Genomic DNA, 18,548 nt, shown 5'->3' with positions numbered 1-18,548 from the left:
TTTCGGCGCCTTCCAACGTCTTCTCAAACGTTAACTACGTCCGTTACGGTTTGCAACCGGCAGTAAATGAGCAGCTTTCTTCACACTCCGGCCACCTGCCGTTCCCGTTCCCGTTCCGCCCGAGGAGGAGATTCCCGCCATGCCAGATCTCAATCGCCGCAGGTTCCTGCAGCTCGCCGGCGGCAGTGCCGCCTTCGCCGCGATGGCCGGCAGTATCGAGCAGGCCGCCGCGATCCCCGCCAACCGCCGGACCGGCAGCATCCAGGACGTCGAGCACATCGTCGTGCTGATGCAGGAGAACCGTTCCTTCGACCACTACTTCGGCTCGCTGAAGGGCATCCGTGGCTTCGGTGATCCGCGCCCGGTCACGCTGCCGAGCGGCAAGTCGGTCTTCCACCAGTCGAACGGGACCAAGGACATCCTGCCGTTCCACCCGCAGGCCGACGATCTCGGCATGCAGTTCCTGCAGGGCCTGCCGCACAGCTGGCCGGACGGCCAGGCGGCCTACAACAAGGGCAAGTACGACCGCTGGGTGCCGGCCAAGTCCGCGCCCACGATGGCGTACCTGACCCGCGAGGACATCCCGTTCCACTACGCCCTCGCCGACAAGTTCACCCTGTGCGACGCTTACCACTGCTCCTTCATCGGCGCCACCGACCCGAACCGGTACTACATGTGGTCGGGCTACACGGGCAACGACGGAACGGGCGGCGGACCGGTGCTCGGCAACGACGAGCTCGGCTACGACTGGACGACGTACCCCGAGCGCCTCGAGCAGGCCGGCGTCTCGTGGAAGATCTACCAGGACATCGGCGACGGCCTCAACGCGGCCGGCAGCTGGGGCTGGATCAACGACGCCTACCGCGGCAACTACGGCGACAACTCGCTGCTGTACTTCAACAAGTACCGCAACGCCTCCCCCGGCGACCCGCTCTACGACAAGGCCCGCACCGGCACCGACGCGAAGGCCGGCGACGGCCTGTTCGACCACCTCCGCGCGGACGTCAGGAACGGCGACCTGCCGCAGATCTCCTGGATCGCGGCGCCCGAGGCGTTCACCGAGCACTCGAACTTCCCGTCGAACTACGGTGCCTGGTACATCTCGCAGGTCCTGGACGCGCTCACCTCCGACCCGGACGTGTGGAGCAAGACGGCGTTCTTCATCACCTACGACGAGAACGACGGCTTCTTCGACCACGTCGTCCCGCCGATCCCGCCGGCCTCGGCGAACCAGGGCCTGTCCACGGTCGACGTCAGCGCCGACCTGTTCCCCGGCAGCTCGCGGTACACGGCCGGCCCCTACGGTCTCGGTCCGCGCGTCCCGATGATCGTCGTGTCCCCGTGGAGCACCGGCGGCTACAACTGCTCGGAGGTGCTCGACCACACCTCGATCATCCGGTTCATGGAGCAGCGCTTCGGGGTGCACGAACCGAACATCTCGCCGTGGCGCCGCGCCATCTGCGGTGACCTGACCGGTGCCTTCGACTTCAGCTCCGACGCGAAGCAGCCCGGCCAGTTGCCCGACACCTCGGCGTACGAGCCGCCGGACGGCGACCGGCACCCGGACTACCGGCCGACCCCGCCGGCGGTCGGCCAGATGCCGGTGCAGGAGCCCGGCTTCCGGCGTACCAGGCCGTTGCCCTACGCACCGTACGTCGACGGCGCCACCCAGGGCGCCAAGTTCCAGCTGACGTTTGCCTCCGGCAAGGATGCGGGCGCGCAGTTCCTGATCACGTCACCGAGCCGCACCGACGGCCCCTGGACCTACACCACCGAGGCCGGCAAGACGATCGCGGACACCTGGAACACGGCGTACTCCAGCGGCGCGACCGACCTGACCGTGCACGGCCCGAACGGCTTCCTCCGCGCCTTCAAGAGCAAGCCGGACACCGCCGTGGAGGTCACCGCGCGCCACAACGACAGCACCGGCGATCTCGACTTCACGCTGACCAACAGCAGCACCAAGGACGTCATCTTCACCCTGACGAACTCCTACGACGGCCGCCCGAAGCGGCTGAAGGTACTGAAGGGCAAGTCCGCGCAGTACAAGCTGAACGTCCACCACAGCAAGCAGTGGTACGACGTCTCGGTGGTCGCCGACACCGACACCGGCTTCCTGCGCCGGTTCGCCGGCCACGTCGAGACCGGCGAGGCAGGCGTCTCCGACCCCGCCATCATCACCGCCTGACGAACCGTCTGCCCCGGGCTCGGGTCCGGGGCAAGACGCCGTCACGACTCTTCCGGCAGTCAGTGCGTGATCAGCGGGGCCAGGTCGTGGCGGGAGCGGACCTCCAGCTTGCGCATGGCGTGGGAAAGATGGTCCTCGACAGTGCTGACCGACAAGGTCAGTTTCGCGGCGATCCGGCTGTTGCTCAGACCGTCCGCGGCCAGTCGGGCGACCTCGAGCTCGCGCGGCGACAGCGCGTTGCCGTAGCCGCGCCGGCCACGCTTCGGCGACACTGCAACACCAGCCTCCCGCAACACCTCCCGGCATCTGCGCGCATCACCTCGCGCCCCCATCGCTTCGTAGGTGTTGGCAACCGAGACCAGCTCTTCGTGCTGACCGGCACCGAGCAACCGCACCCCTCGGCCCTCCAGCGCGACACATTCGTCGTAGCGTCGGCCAAGAGCCCGGTACTGCTCGGCCGCCGCGCCGAACAGCTCGACCGAATCCTCTACCAGTGCGCGCACCAGCGACAACGAAGCCGCGGCGGCAGGTGCGTCCCGGTCGCTCACCGCGGCAGCGAACTCGGCCGCCAGCCGATCCGAGTCGTCGCGCACGGCCACCGCGCAGACGATCAACTCCCCGGCCCAGGCCCATCCGTCCTTGCGCCTCACCAGCGCGAGACACTCGTCCATCAACCCCTCGCCGCGATACCTGCCGAGAGCCGCCACGGCGGCTACCCGAAGCGGCCACGGACCACATTCGGTTGCCGCCAGCACTGACTCGAGCAGTTCCTTGCCCCCAGCAATATCTCCCTGCGCCAGCCGCAGTCGCCCGTCGACCAGATCGAGCTCCGCCCGCACCACGGGCAGCCTGGACGCCTCGACTCTGGCCCGGGCCAGCCGATCCGCCAACCCCGGCCAGTCACCGGCCGCGAAGTCCAGCCGGGCACGAGTCGCCGCGATCACGGCCTTGCCCGGAGAGCCGCCCACCTCGGCCGCCCGCTCGAGCAGCGCCGAACTGCGCCGATCATGCCCGAGCCACGCCAGCGCACCGGCGGCCTCGACCCCGTCAGCGTCATCGGGCTCCCCCAATGCCAACCGGTACCGCGCCCGATTCCGCCGTACGGCGAACTGCGCGTCCCCCTCGGCTTCATCCCCGATCAACAGCAGCGCCCGCTCCAGCCATCCCCGCTGCTCAGCGATCGACTCGGCACCGAACTCCGGCACGGCCAGCGCCGACAACGCCCACGCCGCCGACTCCGGATCCTCCCCCAACTCCGCGATCGCTGCCGTCAGCTCGTGCCGCCCGGCACCGACCTGACCGGCCTGCTCCTGCAGCAGAACACCCACCCCCAACCGCAACCGCCCACGACTGGCACTACGCGCGGTCGACCCCGCCAGCACCGCCTTCATCAACGAAACCGCCTGCGCCCAATCGCCCGTCGGCCCCGCCGCGCGACCGAGCTTGACGGCCAGCCGCGCCCGATCCCCCCACGGCAACGCCTCGACCTCCAACATCTCGGTCAACCGCGCAGCGGCTACCGCGTGCTCGCCCCGAGCTCGGGCCTGATCCGCCGCCAGCTCGGCGTGGATCATCCAGTCCCGCAGCGATCCGCCGAACCGCGAGTGCCGCGCGATCTGTCCGTGGTCCGGCGGCTCGACAGCGGCCAGCGCGGTCGCCGCGCGGCGATGCAACCGGCGTACCTCGTCGGGTGGGATCGTCTCGTAGATCGCCCGGCGAGCGAGCGCGTGCCGCAGATCGAACAGGCCGGGCTTCGGCTCACCGACCAGCCCGCGAGCGAGTCCGGTGTCCATCGCGGTGGTCAACTGACAGCCGCTCACCTCCGCGACCGCACCGAGGATCGCTTCCGGCGCAGGCGCATCGAGCACCGCCGCCGCGCGGATCACCTCGCGGCAGAAGTCCGGCACCTGCTGCAGGCGAATGGTCAGCGACGCCCGCACCGCGACCGGCGCCGGTTTGGCCGCCAGCGCGCGAACGAACGCCGCCGAGTCGATCGCTCCCCGCCCGAAGCTCTCGTCACGCAGCAGCTCCTCGACCACGAACGGCAACCCGCCCGTCCGCGCCAGCAGCTCGCCGGCCAGTGCCGGTGGCAACGATTTCACTCCGAGCAGCTCCGCCGCCAGCTCCTGTACGCCGGTCCGGTCGAGCGGCCGCAACCGGATCTCGGTGGCCCGGACCCCGACCGGCACACACCCGGCGAGAGCCGTGATCTCCCCCGCGTGGTGGGTGTCCTCCTGCCGATACGTCCCGATCAGCAGCAGCTCCCGTGGCAACCGGCCGGCCAGGAACCGCAGCAATTGCAGGGTTCCCGGATCGGCCCAGTGCAGATCCTCGATCTGCAGCACAGTCGGTCCGGCGCTCGCCAACTGGTCGAGCACGGAGCTGAAGACGGCGTGCCGCGTGCCGGAGCGCAGTACCGGTTCGCCCAGCGCCTCGATCACCGGTGCCAGCGGCACCTGATCCTCCACCGGCCGGCACTGCCCGACCAGCCACCGTCCGGCGTGCGACGACTGGACCTCCGCCACCAGCCGGCTCTTTCCGGCCCCCGCTTCCCCGACCACGAGCACCAGTCCCGGGACCGCGCGAACCGCGGTCCGCAGCACTCGCAGTTCCTGCTCTCTCCCCACCAACTTCACGAGCTCATCCACCACCACAACTACGAACAGCTATCAAGTGCACACTCATAGTGTCTCACTTTCGCGGCGGGCCGAATTGCCATCGCTGGGCACCGTCATCGCCGCATCCGGCGCTGGGCCGCCATCGCGGCTCCTCCGGTCAGCACGATGAGCAGCGTGGCCAGCGACCAGCGCCGCAGTACCTGAACAGAGCGGTCGGCCACTACGGGCGCGGCCGCCGTCTGCGGCGCGATGGTGATGTCCGTGGGTGAAGGCTGAACCGGGCGAGGACGCGGCAGAGGGCTGGGCACAGGCGTGGTGGGTCGTGGGATCGGAGGAGGCGGGACCTCGAGTGCCGGCGCCTGGGTGGGCGTCGGAGTGGGAGTCGGTGACGGGGTAAGTGTGGGAGTGGGCCGGGGAGTCACCCGCGGCGAGGGACGTGGTGCCGGGGTCGGGGTCGGCTTGGGAGTGATGGTCGGAGTCGGGTCCGGCTTGGGCGGTTTCGGTTTCGGTTTCGGTGTGGGTGTCGGTGTTGGCTTGGGCGGCGGAGGTGTTGGGGTCGGAGTCGGCGGAGGCGGTGGCGGAGGTGGCGGCGTCGAGAGGCAACCGGCCGCGTCCGACGAAGTCATGGCGGGCAGGGCGGCCAGCTCGGTGGCGGAGCCGTCGAGAGTGATCCGGTAGAGCCGGCTGCGAGGGCCGAAGCCGGTGCGGACGGCGTACAGGAGCCCGCCCGACATCACCACCGAGCTGTACGAGTCGTTCCCGGAGAGTCCGCGCACCGTCGCGACGACTTTCACCTTGCCCCGTTGAGGATCCATGCTGACGACCAGCGTCCTCGGGCCCTGGGTGGAAAGTCCGTAGAGCAACCCGCTGCCCTGGTCCATGGCGAAGTCGTCCACCGACAACGCGGGCAGCAACGGGCTCAGCTGCACCACCTTCAGCACCTGCTTGTACGCCGTACTGCGCGGGCCGATCTCCATCGTGTACAACCGGTGCCCGTCCCGCAGGTACAACCGCGACCCCGCCACCGCCCCGGCCGTCGGATCGGCGACCCCACCGACACCAACCCTCACTGGACCGAGCTCGGTGACGGCGCCGCGGCGGTCGACGGTCACCAGCACCGGCCGGCGACGCAACCACCCCGACTTGTCGTGGGTGGCGATCCCGTAGACCAGGTCCTGGTCCCTGGCATAGCCGGCCGCGTTGATCTGGTAGTCGAGCCGGCCCAGGTCGGTACTGCGGCCGGACGGCAGCTCGATCCGCGCCAGCCTCGACGGCGAGTGGTGCCCGCGCGTCTGGAACTGCAGCATCGAGCACTGGTCCGCCGCCTCCGACGAGCCGGCCACCAGCACGGTCGAGACGCACGCCAGGCCGAAGGCGGCGACGCCCGCCGACACCCGCAGTACCGGCCGCCTCTCCCGCGAGGTGGACAGGAAACGGTTCATCGTCAACCGCCGTGACTCAGCCTGGCCAGGGCGGACACGAAGGCGTCCGGGCCGACGCTGGCACCACCGCTGAACGGATTCTGCAGCTGGTAGATCGCGAACAGCAGCAGCCCGATCGCGCCCGACAGCATCGACACGATGATCGCGTACGAGTACAGCCCCGGGCCGCCGAACATGAACATCAGCGCCACCGACATCACACTGCCGACCATGATCGCGAACCAGACCACCGAGCTGACCCCGCTACCGCTCGAGTTCAGCCGCACCTGCCTGGCCTGGTAGACGTTCCAGATCTGCGAGGCCGCGTCGACCCGGCTGTTCTCCTGCCGCTCGGTGGTCGTCTTGGCGCCCTCGACCGTCGTCTGCAGAGTGGTCAGCAGGGTCCAGCCCTCGGCACTGACCGGGCGGCCCGCCTGCATGTCCGGCCACTCCTGCTCCGACACCACCGTCGCGTACGACCGGGTCAGTTGCTGGATCTTCGACCGCTCCGGCTCGGCCAGCGACTCGCCGGCCCACTGCACCGCGACCAGCGCGTTCGCTTCCTCGTACGTCGTGTCCTGGGCCTTGTCCATCGCGTCGAACAGCGAGATCAGCACGAACGCGGCGATCACCACGTTGACTCCGCCGACCACGGTGAAGACCTGGCCGGCCACCTCGTTGTTCGCCTCCCGGCCGACCCGCTGCCGGGCCCGGCGCAGGATCACCGCGAGCACGGCGGTCAGCGCCATCACGCCGACCACCCAGAACAGTCCGGTCAGATAAAGGCTCATCCGTCGTCCTCACTTGCCGGCCACTCGTGGCTCATCGCCTCTTCGAGCAGCGCCTCGACGATCTGACTTTCCGGTACGGTCCGGACGATCTCGCCCTTGACGAAGATCTGGCCCTTGCCGTTGCCCGACGACACCCCGAGATCGGCCTCGCGGGCCTCTCCCGGACCGTTCACGACGCAGCCCATCACCGCCACCCGCAGCGGCACCGGAAACCCCTCGAACGCGGCCGTCACCTGCTCGGCCAGCTTGTAGACGTCCACCTGCGCGCGGCCACAGGACGGGCAGGAGACGATCTCCAGCCGCCGCGGCCGCAGCCCGAGCGACTCCAGGATCCCGATCCCGACCTTGACCTCCTCGACCGGCGGCGCCGACAACGAGACCCGGATGGTGTCCCCGATCCCCTCGGCCAGCAGGACTCCGAACGCGACCGCCGACTTGATCGTGCCCTGGAACAACGGGCCCGCCTCGGTCACGCCGAGGTGCAGCGGATAGTCGCAGCGTCCGGCCAGCTCACGGTAGGCGGCCATCATCACCAGCGGGTCGTGGTGTTTCACCGACAGCTTCAGATCGGTGAACCCGTGCTCCTCGAACAGCGAGCACTCCCACAGCGCGGACTCCACCAGCGCCGCCGGCGTCGCCTTCCCGTACTTCGCCAGCAACCGCTGGTCCAGCGACCCCGCGTTCACCCCGATCCGGATCGGTACCGAGGCGTCGGCCGCCGCCCGCGCGATCTCCTTCACCTGGTCGTCGAACCTGCGGATGTTGCCCGGGTTCACCCGGACCGCCGCGCAGCCCGCGTCGATCGCGGCGAACACGTACTTCGGCTGGAAGTGGATGTCGGCGATCACCGGAATCCCCGACTTCGACGCGATCGCCGGCAGCGCGTCGGCGTCGTCCTGCGACGGCACGGCCACCCGCACGATCTGGCAGCCGGCCGCGGTCAGTTCGGCGATCTGCTGCAGCGTCGCGTCGACGTCCGCGGTCGGCGTGGTCGTCATCGACTGCACGGAAACCGGCGCTCCGCCCCCGACCTGGACACCGCCCACCGCAAGCGCACGCGACCCGCGGCGCGGGGCGGAAACGGGAAGCGCCGGCATGCCCAGGCCGACCGGGTTGGCCGCAGAAGAGCTCGGCGTGCCGACTCTGCCGGGGGTGGCCGTAGGAGAGCTCGGCGTGCCGACTCCGCCCGGGGTGGCCGTAGGAGAGCTCGGCCTGCCGAGTCCGACCGGCGCGGCTCCGGCCGGCCGCGATGCCGGGCCGGCAACGGGCCGTGCTGCCGGGTCCACCGCCGTCATGCCTGCCTCACCGCCGACGGCAGGGTGAAGTGGATCGTCTCGCGGGTGATCTCCCGCTCGACCACCTCGACCGGCCCGAACTCGCGCAGCCACTCGATCACGCCGTCGACCAGCCGTGGCGGCGCCGAGGCCCCGGCAGTCAGCCCGACCACCTGGACACCGTCGAGCCAGTGCGCGTCGACCACCGAGGCGTCGTCGATCAGATGAGCCGGCGTCCCGTGCTTCAGCGCCAGCTCGACCAGCCGGCGGGAGTTCGACGAGTTCGCCGACCCGACCACCAGCACCAGGTCCGACTCCTCGGCGATCGCCGCGAGCGACTCCTGCCGGTTCGTGGTGGCGTAACAGATATCGGCCTCGGCCGGTCCCTTGAGCCCCCGGAACTTGTTGCGCAGGGCATCGAGTATCGCGGTCGTCTCATCCACCGCCAAGGTGGTCTGGGTCAGGTAGGAGACCCGCGCCGGATCCGCCACCTGCAGCCGCTCGACGTCCTCGACCGTCTCCACCAGCACGGTCTGCTCGAGCGCCTCCCCCATCGTCCCCTCGACCTCTTCGTGGCCCGCGTGCCCGATCAGGACCACGGTGTCGCCGCGAGCGGCGTACCGGCGGGCCTCGGCGTGCACCTTGGTGACCAGCGGACAGGTCGCGTCGACCACGTCCAGCCCCCGACGATCCGCCTCACTGCGGACCGCCGGGGAGACTCCGTGCGCCGAGAAGACCACCGTGGCGCCGGCCGGTACGGCGTCCAGCTCGTCGACGAAGACGGCCCCCCGGCTCTCCAGGTCGGCCACCACGTGGGTGTTGTGCACGATCTGCTTGCGCACGTAGACCGGGCGGCCGCGCTGGACCAGCAGTTGCTCGACCACTTCGATGGCCCGCTCCACGCCCGCGCAGAACGAGCGTGGCGAGGCCAGCAGGATGGTGCGTGTCGTCATCGTTTCCCCCTTCACCGATAGCACTCGTCACCGATCGCGGCGCGTGGCCAGCCTGGCCAGGCGTTCCAGCTCGCCGGCGCCCGGCTCGAGAACCCGAGCCGACGCCAGTTCCCCCAGCGAGGCGGCCAGCAGGGCGTCCGCCTGCAGCTGGCTCTGCTCCCTCGCTCCGGTCCGCTCGATCAACCTCGCCGCGTGCGCCAGCTCGGCGTCGGACAGGTCGTCCTTGCGGTGGTACATCGCCGCCAGCTCGCGACCGGCCTCGGTCCCGGAGGTCAGCGCCGCGATCACCGGCAGCGACTTCTTCCGCCGCCGCAGATCGGCGTGCACCGGCTTCCCGGTGACCAACGGATCGCCCCAGATCCCCAGCAGGTCGTCGACGTACTGGTAGGCGAGCCCGAGGTCCTCGCCGTACAGGCGAAGGTGGTCGACCTGCTCGGACCGCCCGCCACCGAACAGCGCGCCGAGAGCCGTCGAACAGCCCAGCAACGCACCGGTCTTGAGCTGGGCCATCCGGACGCACTCCGACAGCACCACGTCGTCACGGGTCTCGAAGTGCGAGTCGGACAGCTGCCCGTCGACCAGTTCCTGGACGCCCGAGCCGAGCATCCTGGCCGCTTCGTCCGCCGCATGGTTGCCGCTGTCGACCAGGACCTCGAACGCCAGGCTCAGCAGGGCGTCCCCGGCCAGGATCGCCGGGCCGAGACCGAACACGGACCAGGCCGTTGCCCGGTGCCGCCGGGTCAGGTCGCAGTCCATGACGTCGTCGTGCAGCAGGGAGAAGTTGTGCACCAGCTCGACCGCCACCGCGGCGGGGACCGCAGCTTCCGCGGTACCGCCGACGGCTTGAGCAGCCAGCAGCACCAGCGCCGGACGGAGCGCCTTGCCGCCGTCGGCGTGGGCCGGAGCTCCCTCTTCGTCCTCCCAGCCGAAGTGGTAGTTGGTGATGCGCTGAGTGGCCAGCGGCATGGTGCCGACGGCCGCGCGGAGCGCCGGTTCGACCTGATCGCGACTCCAGGCCAGAAGCTGCTGAGCGGATCGGCCGGGCACGGCGCTTCGGCCGGTCTCTTGGAGAGTGGACATGATGCGACTCCTCATCCACCGAGTTCGACGTTTTCCAGAACGCCGAGCGCGTCCGGGACGAGGACAGCCACCGAGTAGTAGGTGCTGACCAGGTAGGAACTGATCGCCTTCTCGCTGATGCCCATGAAGCGGGCGTTCAGGCCGGGTTCGACCTCGTCCGGCAGCCCGGTCTGCCGCAGGCCGACGACCCCCTCGTCGTCCAGCCCGGTCCGCAGTACCAGCACCGAGGTGGTGTTGGTGTTCGAGATCGGGATCTTGTTGCAGGGCAGCAGCGGTACCCCGCGCCACGCCTGCACCCGCTGCCCCTCGACCTCCACCGTCTCGCCCAGCACGCCGCGCCGGGTGCACTCCCGGCCGAACGCCGCGATCGCCCGCGGATGGGCCAGCAGCAACCGCGGCTTGCGGCGCCGGGTCAGCAGCTCGTCGAAGTCGTCCGGCGTCGGCGGTCCGGTCCTGGTGTAGATGCACTGCTGGAAGTCCGCGTTGTGCAGCAGCCCGAAGTCGCGGTTGTTGATCAGCTCGGACTCCTGCCGCTCCCGCAACGCCTCGATCGTCAGCCGCAACTGCTGCTCGGTCTGGTTCATCGGATGGTTGTAGAGATCCGCGACCCGGGTCTGCACCCGCAGGATCGTCTGGGCGACGCTCAGCTCGTACTCGCGCGGCGCCGGGTCGTAGTCGACGAAGGTGCCGGGCAGGTCGTCCTCGCCTGCGTGCCCCGAAGCGACCTCGATCGCCGCCTCACCGAACTTGTTCTGGGCCTGCTGAGGGCGCTGCCGGACCTCGTCGAGGTGCTGCCGCAGGGCCGCGGACTGCTCGGCCAGGTTGTTGAAGTCGGTGCGGTGCAGCTTCAGGACGGTGACCCGGGTGAGCGCCTTGGCGGTGAACTCCCAGAGGTTCTCGGGCGGCTCGGTCAGCAGCGCCTCGCCGAGATAGTCGCCGTCGGCAACTGTTCCCAGGTCGGTGCCGTCGCCGTACGGGCCGGTGCCGAGCTTGGCCACCTTGCCGTGCGCGATCAGCACCACCTCGTCGACCCGGCTGCCGAACTCGGCGATCACGTCGCCGGGCTGGTACTCCTGCTGGTAGAACCGGTCCGCCAGCGCGGCCAGCACGTCCTCGTCGGCGAAGTCCCGCAGCGGCGGCAGCTCGGTGAGCTCGGCCGGGATCACCCGGACGTCCGCCCCGGTCGCCGAGAAGCTCAACCGGCCGTCACCGACCGCGAAGCTGGTCCGCCGGTTGACCCGGTACGCACCGCCCTGGGTCTCCACCCAGGGCAGCATCCGGAGCAGCCACCGCGGCGAGATGCCCTGCATCTGCGGTACCGACTTGGTCGTGCTCGCCAGCTGCCTGGCGGCTTCGGTCCCGAGACTCAGCTGTGGCTTGTCCTGATCGATCGCCGTCACGAAGCACCTTCCGATCTGCGCGCACCAACGAGGTGCCGGGGTCTGAGGTCAGGGGTGGTGGGTCTTCCCGGCCGCGTTCCGGGGCCGGGTGCGGCGACCGCGGGACGGCTGAGGTGCAGGCGCGCGGCCGAGGTTCCCAGGCCGTTCGCTCCGCCCAGGGAGCGCAGCGGTCCGACCGGCTGCGCGGCCCTGGCGTGCAGGGTCGCTTCCTCGTAGCGGTGGCAGCCGTCGTGCCAGACGAGGATCCCGGACATCCAGTTCTGCAGCTCCTCGGCGTAGCCGGTGAGGATCCGCCGGACCTCGTCGTCGAGACCGAAGTCGGTGAACAGGATCGGCAGGTCCACCGCCACCAGCCGCTCGAACTCCTGCATCCGCGCCGTCATCAGCGCGTCGACCAGGCCGAGCGCGGTGTCGCGGTCGCAGCCGAAGAAGTTCTGCACCACCAGCACGACGTTGTGGAACTCGCCCTCGAACTCGATCTCCTTGCGGTACGAGAAGACGTCGTTCAGCATGCAGGCGTAGTCGGCCGCCGCGTTCTCCATCGCCCGGATCGGCCGGGACCGGTAGATCTCCGGCGGCACCGTGCGGCCGTGCCCGATCCGGCACAGGCTCATGGTGAGGTCCGAGCCGAAGGTCCGGCGGCGCATCTCGATGTAGTCGACCGGGTCGGGGATCCGGTTCTGGAACATGTTCGCCAGCTCCCACAGCCAGCTGTCCGTCATGATGTCGACGGCCGCCTTGAAGTCCCGTCTGTTGTCCACCGGCATCGGGCCGGCGGTCCGGACCCACAGGTCCGCCAGGCTGCGCTCCAGCGGCGTCACCGGGACCACGGTGGCCGCCCCCTCGATCGGCATCAGCTCCGACAACCGTCTGGTGGTCGCCTTCGCTCCTGCCATGTCGCGGGTCCGGCCGAAGACCACCGGGTAGTAGTCGTCGGCGTAGGTCCCCCAGGCCAGCCAGTCCGAGGACAAATTCAGTGCTTCCAGCGTCGCGTCGGGGTGGATCCCCGCCGCGCACAGGGGCAGGTCGTTGTCCTCGAGCGCCTGGGCGTCCCACACGGTTCCGTCCAGCAGCCCCATCTCGAGCGCCCACTCACGGATGTGAGCCCTCGACTGCTCGAGATGGGGACTGCGCTTGGCGGCGTACGGCATATGAAAGCGCGGCAGAGGAGTCTCCCCCACCGGTTGAAAGGGTTGGAAGCTGTGGCTCCTGAGCCGGTACGGCGCGGTGGCCACGAGCGAGGAGAGCAGGCGAGCGGCCGACGTACCGAGTCCTGTCGGTCCGCCGAGTGCCGCCTTGCCGCCGTTGTTCATGTAGCGGCTCGACCGCAGGTGCCACTCGTGCCCGCCGGACTGCCAGTCCTGCAGGCCCTTCACGTAGTTCAGTACGTCGAGCTGCCCCTGCGGGCCGACCAGGTTCTCCGCCAGCAGCGGCGGGATCTCGGCCACCGCGGTGTTCTCGAACTGGTGCAACCGCGACGTGAGAATGTCGTTGACGGTGTCCGCGGCACGCTGCGGGGTGCAGCCGAGAAAGCGCTCCACCACCAGGACGCCGTTGTTCACCTCCCCTTCGGTCTCCACCTCGCGCTGGTAGGAGAACAGGTCGTTGCGCAGGTGGACCGCGTCGGAGAACGTGTCGCTGAGCACCTGCATCGCCCGGGTCCCGGCGACCTCGGCCGGCACCTCCGCGTTGCTCGCGTACTCGACCAGGTTCGCCGACCACGGGGCACCGCCGACCTTGCGCCGCATCTCGACGTACTCGATCGGGTTGGCGACCCGGCCGGCGCTGATGTTGGTCAGCTCCCACAGCGACTCGGCCAGCAGCGCTTCCGTCGTACCGATGAAGCGTTGCCGCCAGCCCGCTGACATCGACGGGACCGTGCGGTTCCACAGGTCGACCAGACCGCGTTCGACCGGGTTCTGCGGGATCTCGGTGATCGGCCCCTCGACCGGCATGAACAACGGCAGCCGGTCCAGGTAGGCCTTCGCGCCGGCCATGTCCCGGGTCTTCTTGTAGAGCTCCAGGAAGTGGTCGTCGAAGTAGAAGACCCAGACGTACCAGTCGGTGACCAGGTCCAGCGCGGGACCGGTCGCGTCGGGATGCGTGTAGGCACACAGCAACGCGTAGTCGTGGGAGTCGAAGTCGTGCTCGTCCCAGATCGCCCTGCCCTGCTGGGGGACGTCGATCATGTCGAACTCGTAGGCCCAGGCCTTGCTGTGCGCCCGGGCTCCTTCCAGGAACGGGCTGATCCTGGCCGGATGGGGCACGTAGAAGTCGGGCAGCTCGTACGGCTGCGGCGCCACGGGCCTTAGCCTTCCCGCCCGATTTCGACGCCTTCGAGCACGCCGAGCGCGTCCGGGACCAGGACGGCGGTCGAGTAGTAGGCGCTGACCAGGTAGTTGATGATCGCCTTCTCGGAGATGTTCATGAAGCGCACCGACAGCCCGGGCTCGTACTCGTCGGGCAGGCCGGTCTGGTGCAGACCGATCACGCCCTGGCTGTCCTCCCCCGTGCGCATCAACAGGATCGAGCTGGTCCTGGTCTCGCTGATCCCGAGCTTGTTCGACGGGAAGATCGGTACGCCGCGCCAGGCCGGCAGCCGGTGACCGCCGACGTCGATGCTGTCGGGATAGATCCCGGCCTTGGTGCACTCCCGTCCGAAGGCGGCGATCGAGCGCGGGTGGGCCAGGAAGAAGGCCGGCTCCTTCCAGACCAGGCTGAGCAGGTCGTCCAGGTCACCCGGGGTCGGCGGGCCGCTGCGGGTCGGGATCCGCATGCTCAGATCCGCGTTGTGCAGCAGGCCGAAGTCGCGGTTGTTGATCATCTCGTGCTCTTGCCGCTCGCGCAGCGCCTGGATGGTCAGCCGCAACTGCTGTTCGGTCTGGTCCATCGGGTGGTTGTAGAGGTCCGCCACCCGGGTGTGCACCCGCAGCACGGTCTGGGCGACGCTCAGCTCGTACTCACGCGGGGTCGTCTCGTAGTCGACGTACGTGCCCGGCAGGTCGGACTCCCCCTCGTGGCCGGACGCCACGTCGATCGACGCCTCGCCGTACTCGTCCTTGGCGTGCTCCGGGCTGTTGCGGAACCGCTCGACGTGCTCCCGCAGGCTGTCCGCCCGGCCGACCAGCTCCTCGAACGCGTCCTGCGACAGGGACAGCAACGTGCACGGGGTGACCGCCTTGACGGTGAACTCCCAGAAGTCGTCGGTCTCCAGGATCGCCCGGTAGGTGAAGTGGTCGCCGTCGGTCAGCGTCTCCAGCACCGACTCGTCGCCGTACTGGCCGACGCCGACCTTGTTCACCTTGCCGTGCGCGATCAGGCAGATCTGGTCGGCCGGCGTACCGCGCTCGACGATCACGTCGCCGGGCTGGAACTCCTGCTGGACAAAGCGATCCGCCAGCGCGGTCAATACGTCGACGTCGTCGTAGCTGCGCAGCAGTGCGAGCTCGCACAGCTCTTGCGGGATCACCCGGACCTCGGCGCCCGCCGTGGTGAAGGTGACCCGCCCGTCGCCGACGGCGTAGCTCAGCCGGCGGTTCACCCGGTAGGCCCCGCCCTTGGCCTCCACCCAGGGCAGCAACTTCAGCAACCACCGTGAGGTGATGCCCTGCATCTGTGGCTCGGACTTGGTCGTCGTCGCCAGGTTGCGGGCCGCTGCGGTACCCAGGCTCAGCTGAGGCTTCTGCCCATTGGCGTTGACATCCGACGAGGCCGGCTCGGTCAAGGTCACACTACCCACCACCATTCGTTCGCGGTTCACGTTGTCGCGCCCGGTCACGGGCGTTGTCGCGCCCATCCGGGCAGGGGTCAGCTCGCCGGCGGGTGGACCGGCGCGCAACAGGTACGGGTGCACAGGCACCCGATCGATGGATTGGTCGAATCAGCTCGGCTGCTTCGATCGGCCGACAGCCCACGAAAGGACTCCGGTCGGGCCACAGACTGCCGGCGCCCAGTTCGCCCTGTGTCCCACCGTCTCGACCGCTATGTGACAAACGGTAACCGAATACTCACCAGACGCGTCAAGATGAGCACACCTGCAAGTTTTTCCAAACCTTTCAAACCCCCGAAACAATCCCCGAACCACCCCGAGGAATCACCGTTCCGCCCCGCTCCCCTTGCTCCCGGCAACCTCTCCCGATGCCGTCGGCAACCTCTCGCCGGCTTTGGTTATGGAATCGATACCACCGTTTTGACCGCAGTCAAACAAGCGCTCCACCGAACTTGGGGGTTCGGTGGAGCGCGTGCTGGTGCAACCAGGTCAGATGATCGGTGTGGACTCCGGGGCCGCGCCGGTGGGTGGGGTGGCGCCGGTCTCGTTGACGTCGATGCGGGTGGTCCAACGGGCGTCGGGGTCCGGTTGCGGGATGGAGTCGAGCAGCAGGCGGGTGTAGGGATGAATCGGGGTGTGCATCACCTCGGTGACCGGGCCGCGCTCGACGATCTCGCCTTTGGTGATCACCATCACCTGGCCGCCGAGGTAGTAGACGGTGGACAGGTCGTGGGTGATGAACAGCGTCGTCATGCCGTACTCGCGCTGGAAGTCGAGCAGGATGTCGAGGAACATCTTGCGGATCTGGGCGTCCAGCATCGAGACCGGTTCGTCGGCGATCACGAAGGCCGGCCGGAGCATGTGGATCCGGGCCAGCATGATCCGTTGCCGCTGGCCACCGGAGAGCTGGTGCGGGTAGCGGCCCAGCACCCGGCCGGGATCGAGGCTGACCGCTCGCAGCGACTCCTCGATCAGCGCCAGGCCGGCCTCGCGGGTACCGGCCAGCCCGAATTTCCTGACCGTCTTCCACAGCACCCGGTCGACCCGGTAGAACGGGTTGAAGATCGAGTACGGGTCCTGGAAGACGGGCTGCACGTTGCGCCGGTACTCGTCGTACTCGGCGCGGTCGAGCTTGAAGATGTCCTTGCCGCCGTACGTGATGGTGCCGGCGGTCGGCTTCTGCAGACCGAGGACGTTGCGAGCAATCGTGCTCTTGCCGCTGCCGCTCTGCCCGACCAGGCTGACCACCTGCGGCGGATGCGCGTCGAGGCGGAAGGTGGCGTCGGCCACCGCGGTCAGATAGCCGTCAGGGGTTCCTCTGGCATGGAAACGCTGCTGGACGCCGCGCAGCTCGATCACCTTCTCGGCGGTCATGACGCCCTCCTTCCGAGTCGCGGGATCGAGTCGATCAGCTGCCGGGTGTACTCGTGCCGCGGATCCTTGAAGATCTGATGGACGTCGCCGATCTCGACCAGCCGGCCCTCGTACATCACGGCCACCCGGTCGGCCAGCTGCGCGTGCACGCCCATGTCGTGGGAGATCACCATCAGCGTCACCCCGAAGTCGCGCCGCAGATCCGCGAGGCTCTGCAGGATTACCCGCTGGATCGTGACGTCCAGCGCGGTGGTCGGCTCGTCGGCGATCACCAGGTCGGGTTCGAGCGCGACACAGATCGCCATCAGCACCCGTTGCTTCATCCCGCCGGACAGCTCGTGCGGGTACATCCGGGCCACCCGCGGTTCCAGCCCGACCTGGTCGAGCAGGCGCCCGATCAGCTCGGAGAGCCCGACCTTCCGGGCCGGCGCGTGTTCGAGGATGACGTCCCTGAACTGGTCCTCGACCCGCATCACCGGATTGAGCGAGCTCTGTGAGCCCTGCGGAAGATAGGAGAGCGCGCTCCAGCGCAGGACCCGCAGCTCCTCGCCCTGGACCTTCATCAGGTCCACCGGCGAGCCACCCTTGCGGTGGAAGACCGCCGAGCCGGCGGTCACCCGGCCCGGCGGCTTGAGCAGCCGCAGCAGCGCCACCGCGAGAGTGGACTTGCCGCTGCCGGACTCCCCCGCGATCCCGAGGATCTCGCCGCGCCGGACGGACAGGTCCAGCTCCTGCACGGCTCGTACGTCGCCCTTGTCGGTCGAGTAGACGACCTCGAGGCCGGACACCTCCAGTACGGTCTGCTCACTCACCGGCCACTCCTCTCAGCCGCGGGTTGTAGACCTCTTCGAGGCCGATGTTGATCAGGTTCAGGGCCGCGAACAGCAACGTCAGCAACACGATCGGCACCACGAACATCGGCCAGGCCCCCAGCGTCAGCGCGCCGGTGTTGATCGCGTTGAAGATGATCTGGCCCAGATCGATCACCCCGCCGGGCCCGAGCCCGATCACCTCCAGGCCGACCAGCCCGAAGATCGCGCCGAGCGCCGACGAGGCGAACCCGACGCCGATGAACGGGAGCAGGTTCGGCAGCAGCTCGGTGGTGATGATCTCCAGATCGCGCGCCTTGCTGACCCGGGCCAGATCGACGTACGGGCGCGATCTCAGGCTGAGCACCTGGGAACGGATGGTCTTGGCCGCGAACGGCCAGGAGAAGATCGAGATCATCACCCCGACCTGGAACAGCGTCACGTTCTTCGCGTACGCCGACAGCGCGATCAGCAGCGGAAACGTCGGGATCACCAGCAGGATGCCGGTGAACGTGGAGAGAACGTTGTCGATCCAGCCACCCTTGTAGCCGGCCACGAACGCGACGATCACCCCGACCACGGTGGAGATCAGGCCGGCGATCGCACCGATCTGCAGCGACACCGAGAGCGCGCTCACCACCATCGCCAGCACGTCCCGGCCGAACTGGTCGGTACCGAGCAGATGGTCCGGCGACGGCACCAGCCACCGCTCGTACGCCGCCAGCTCGAGCGGATCGATCCCGCCCCCGATCCCGCTGACGATCAGCGGGCTGAACACGGCCAGCAACACCATCACCGCCAGGATCACCAGCCCGAAAGCCAGCCGCCTGCTGTTGCGGACCGTCCGCAGTACCGCTCTCACGATTCTCAT

14 protein-coding genes are annotated in these 18,548 nt (G+C 69.0%); 2 read left to right on the top strand and 12 right to left on the bottom strand.

Annotated features, from left to right (window positions below):
- Positions 1-139 precede the first annotated feature (139 nt).
- Complete coding sequence (locus OX958_RS15310; protein WP_270138319.1) at positions 140-2,188, top strand: phosphocholine-specific phospholipase C; 2,049 nt, start codon at positions 140-142, stop codon at positions 2,186-2,188.
- 59 nt (positions 2,189-2,247) lie between these two features.
- Here the strand turns inward: OX958_RS15310 and OX958_RS15305 are convergent, their stop codons facing one another.
- The 4 genes from OX958_RS15305 to ispG all read right to left on the bottom strand — a co-directional run bounded on the left by OX958_RS15305 (position 2,248) and on the right by ispG (position 8,115).
- A complete protein-coding gene (locus tag OX958_RS15305; protein ID WP_270138317.1) occupies positions 2,248-4,824 on the bottom strand; it encodes an ATP-binding protein in 2,577 nt (858 codons plus the stop codon).
- A gap of 95 nt (positions 4,825-4,919) precedes the next feature.
- The gene (locus tag OX958_RS15300) at positions 4,920-6,248 is read right to left on the bottom strand and encodes a DUF6923 family protein (RefSeq protein ID WP_270138315.1); all 1,329 of its coding nucleotides are present in this window, start codon (positions 6,246-6,248) and stop codon (positions 4,920-4,922) included.
- Positions 6,249-6,250: 2 nt separating this feature from the next.
- Complete coding sequence (locus tag OX958_RS15295) at positions 6,251-7,018, bottom strand: bestrophin-like domain (protein ID WP_270138313.1); 768 nt, start codon at positions 7,016-7,018, stop codon at positions 6,251-6,253.
- Entirely contained in the window at positions 7,015-8,115 is a 1,101-nt protein-coding gene (ispG, locus tag OX958_RS15290) for a flavodoxin-dependent (E)-4-hydroxy-3-methylbut-2-enyl-diphosphate synthase (RefSeq protein WP_270139071.1), read from the bottom strand. Before ispG ends, OX958_RS15295 begins: the two co-directional genes overlap by 4 nt.
- Here ispG and OX958_RS15285 point away from each other — a divergent pair.
- Positions 8,114-8,341 carry a hypothetical protein gene (locus OX958_RS15285; RefSeq protein WP_270139220.1) on the top strand — a complete coding sequence of 76 codons (228 nt, stop codon included), beginning with the start codon at positions 8,114-8,116 and terminating at the stop codon, positions 8,339-8,341. The genes ispG and OX958_RS15285 overlap by 2 nt on opposite strands.
- Here the strand turns inward: OX958_RS15285 and ispH are convergent.
- The 8 genes from ispH to OX958_RS15245 form a co-directional block, all read right to left on the bottom strand.
- A complete protein-coding gene (gene ispH / locus OX958_RS15280; RefSeq protein ID WP_270138311.1) occupies positions 8,310-9,245 on the bottom strand; it encodes a 4-hydroxy-3-methylbut-2-enyl diphosphate reductase in 936 nt (311 codons plus the stop codon). The genes OX958_RS15285 and ispH overlap by 32 nt on opposite strands.
- 27 nt (positions 9,246-9,272) lie before the next feature.
- On the bottom strand, positions 9,273-10,325 hold the full coding sequence (locus OX958_RS15275; RefSeq protein ID WP_270138309.1) for a family 2 encapsulin nanocompartment cargo protein polyprenyl transferase: 1,053 nt from the start codon (positions 10,323-10,325) through the stop codon (positions 9,273-9,275).
- Positions 10,326-10,336: 11 nt separating this feature from the next.
- Positions 10,337-11,725 carry a family 2B encapsulin nanocompartment shell protein gene (locus OX958_RS15270; protein WP_270138307.1) on the bottom strand — a complete coding sequence of 463 codons (1,389 nt, stop codon included), beginning with the start codon at positions 11,723-11,725 and terminating at the stop codon, positions 10,337-10,339.
- Positions 11,722-14,028, bottom strand: coding sequence for a terpene synthase family protein (locus OX958_RS15265; RefSeq protein WP_270138305.1), 2,307 nt, complete (start codon positions 14,026-14,028; stop codon positions 11,722-11,724). The genes OX958_RS15270 and OX958_RS15265 overlap by 4 nt, the downstream gene beginning before the upstream one ends.
- Positions 14,029-14,033: 5 nt before the next feature.
- A complete protein-coding gene (locus OX958_RS15260; protein ID WP_270138303.1) occupies positions 14,034-15,455 on the bottom strand; it encodes a family 2B encapsulin nanocompartment shell protein in 1,422 nt (473 codons plus the stop codon).
- A gap of 528 nt (positions 15,456-15,983) precedes the next feature.
- Positions 15,984-16,868: an ABC transporter ATP-binding protein gene (locus OX958_RS15255; protein WP_270138301.1), complete on the bottom strand. Its 885-nt coding sequence runs from the start codon at positions 16,866-16,868 to the stop codon at positions 15,984-15,986.
- Positions 16,865-17,680, bottom strand: coding sequence for an ABC transporter ATP-binding protein (locus OX958_RS15250; RefSeq protein ID WP_270138299.1), 816 nt, complete (start codon positions 17,678-17,680; stop codon positions 16,865-16,867). The genes OX958_RS15255 and OX958_RS15250 overlap by 4 nt, the downstream gene beginning before the upstream one ends.
- Complete coding sequence (locus tag OX958_RS15245; RefSeq protein ID WP_270138297.1) at positions 17,673-18,548, bottom strand: ABC transporter permease; 876 nt, start codon at positions 18,546-18,548, stop codon at positions 17,673-17,675. Before OX958_RS15245 ends, OX958_RS15250 begins: the two co-directional genes overlap by 8 nt.

The sequence above is a fragment of the Kribbella sp. CA-293567 genome (genome assembly GCF_027627575.1).
In the GTDB taxonomy this organism is placed as follows: domain Bacteria; phylum Actinomycetota; class Actinomycetes; order Propionibacteriales; family Kribbellaceae; genus Kribbella.
The sequence above is the reverse complement of the archived record's forward strand: the minus strand, read 5'-3'. Positions and strand labels throughout refer to the sequence as shown.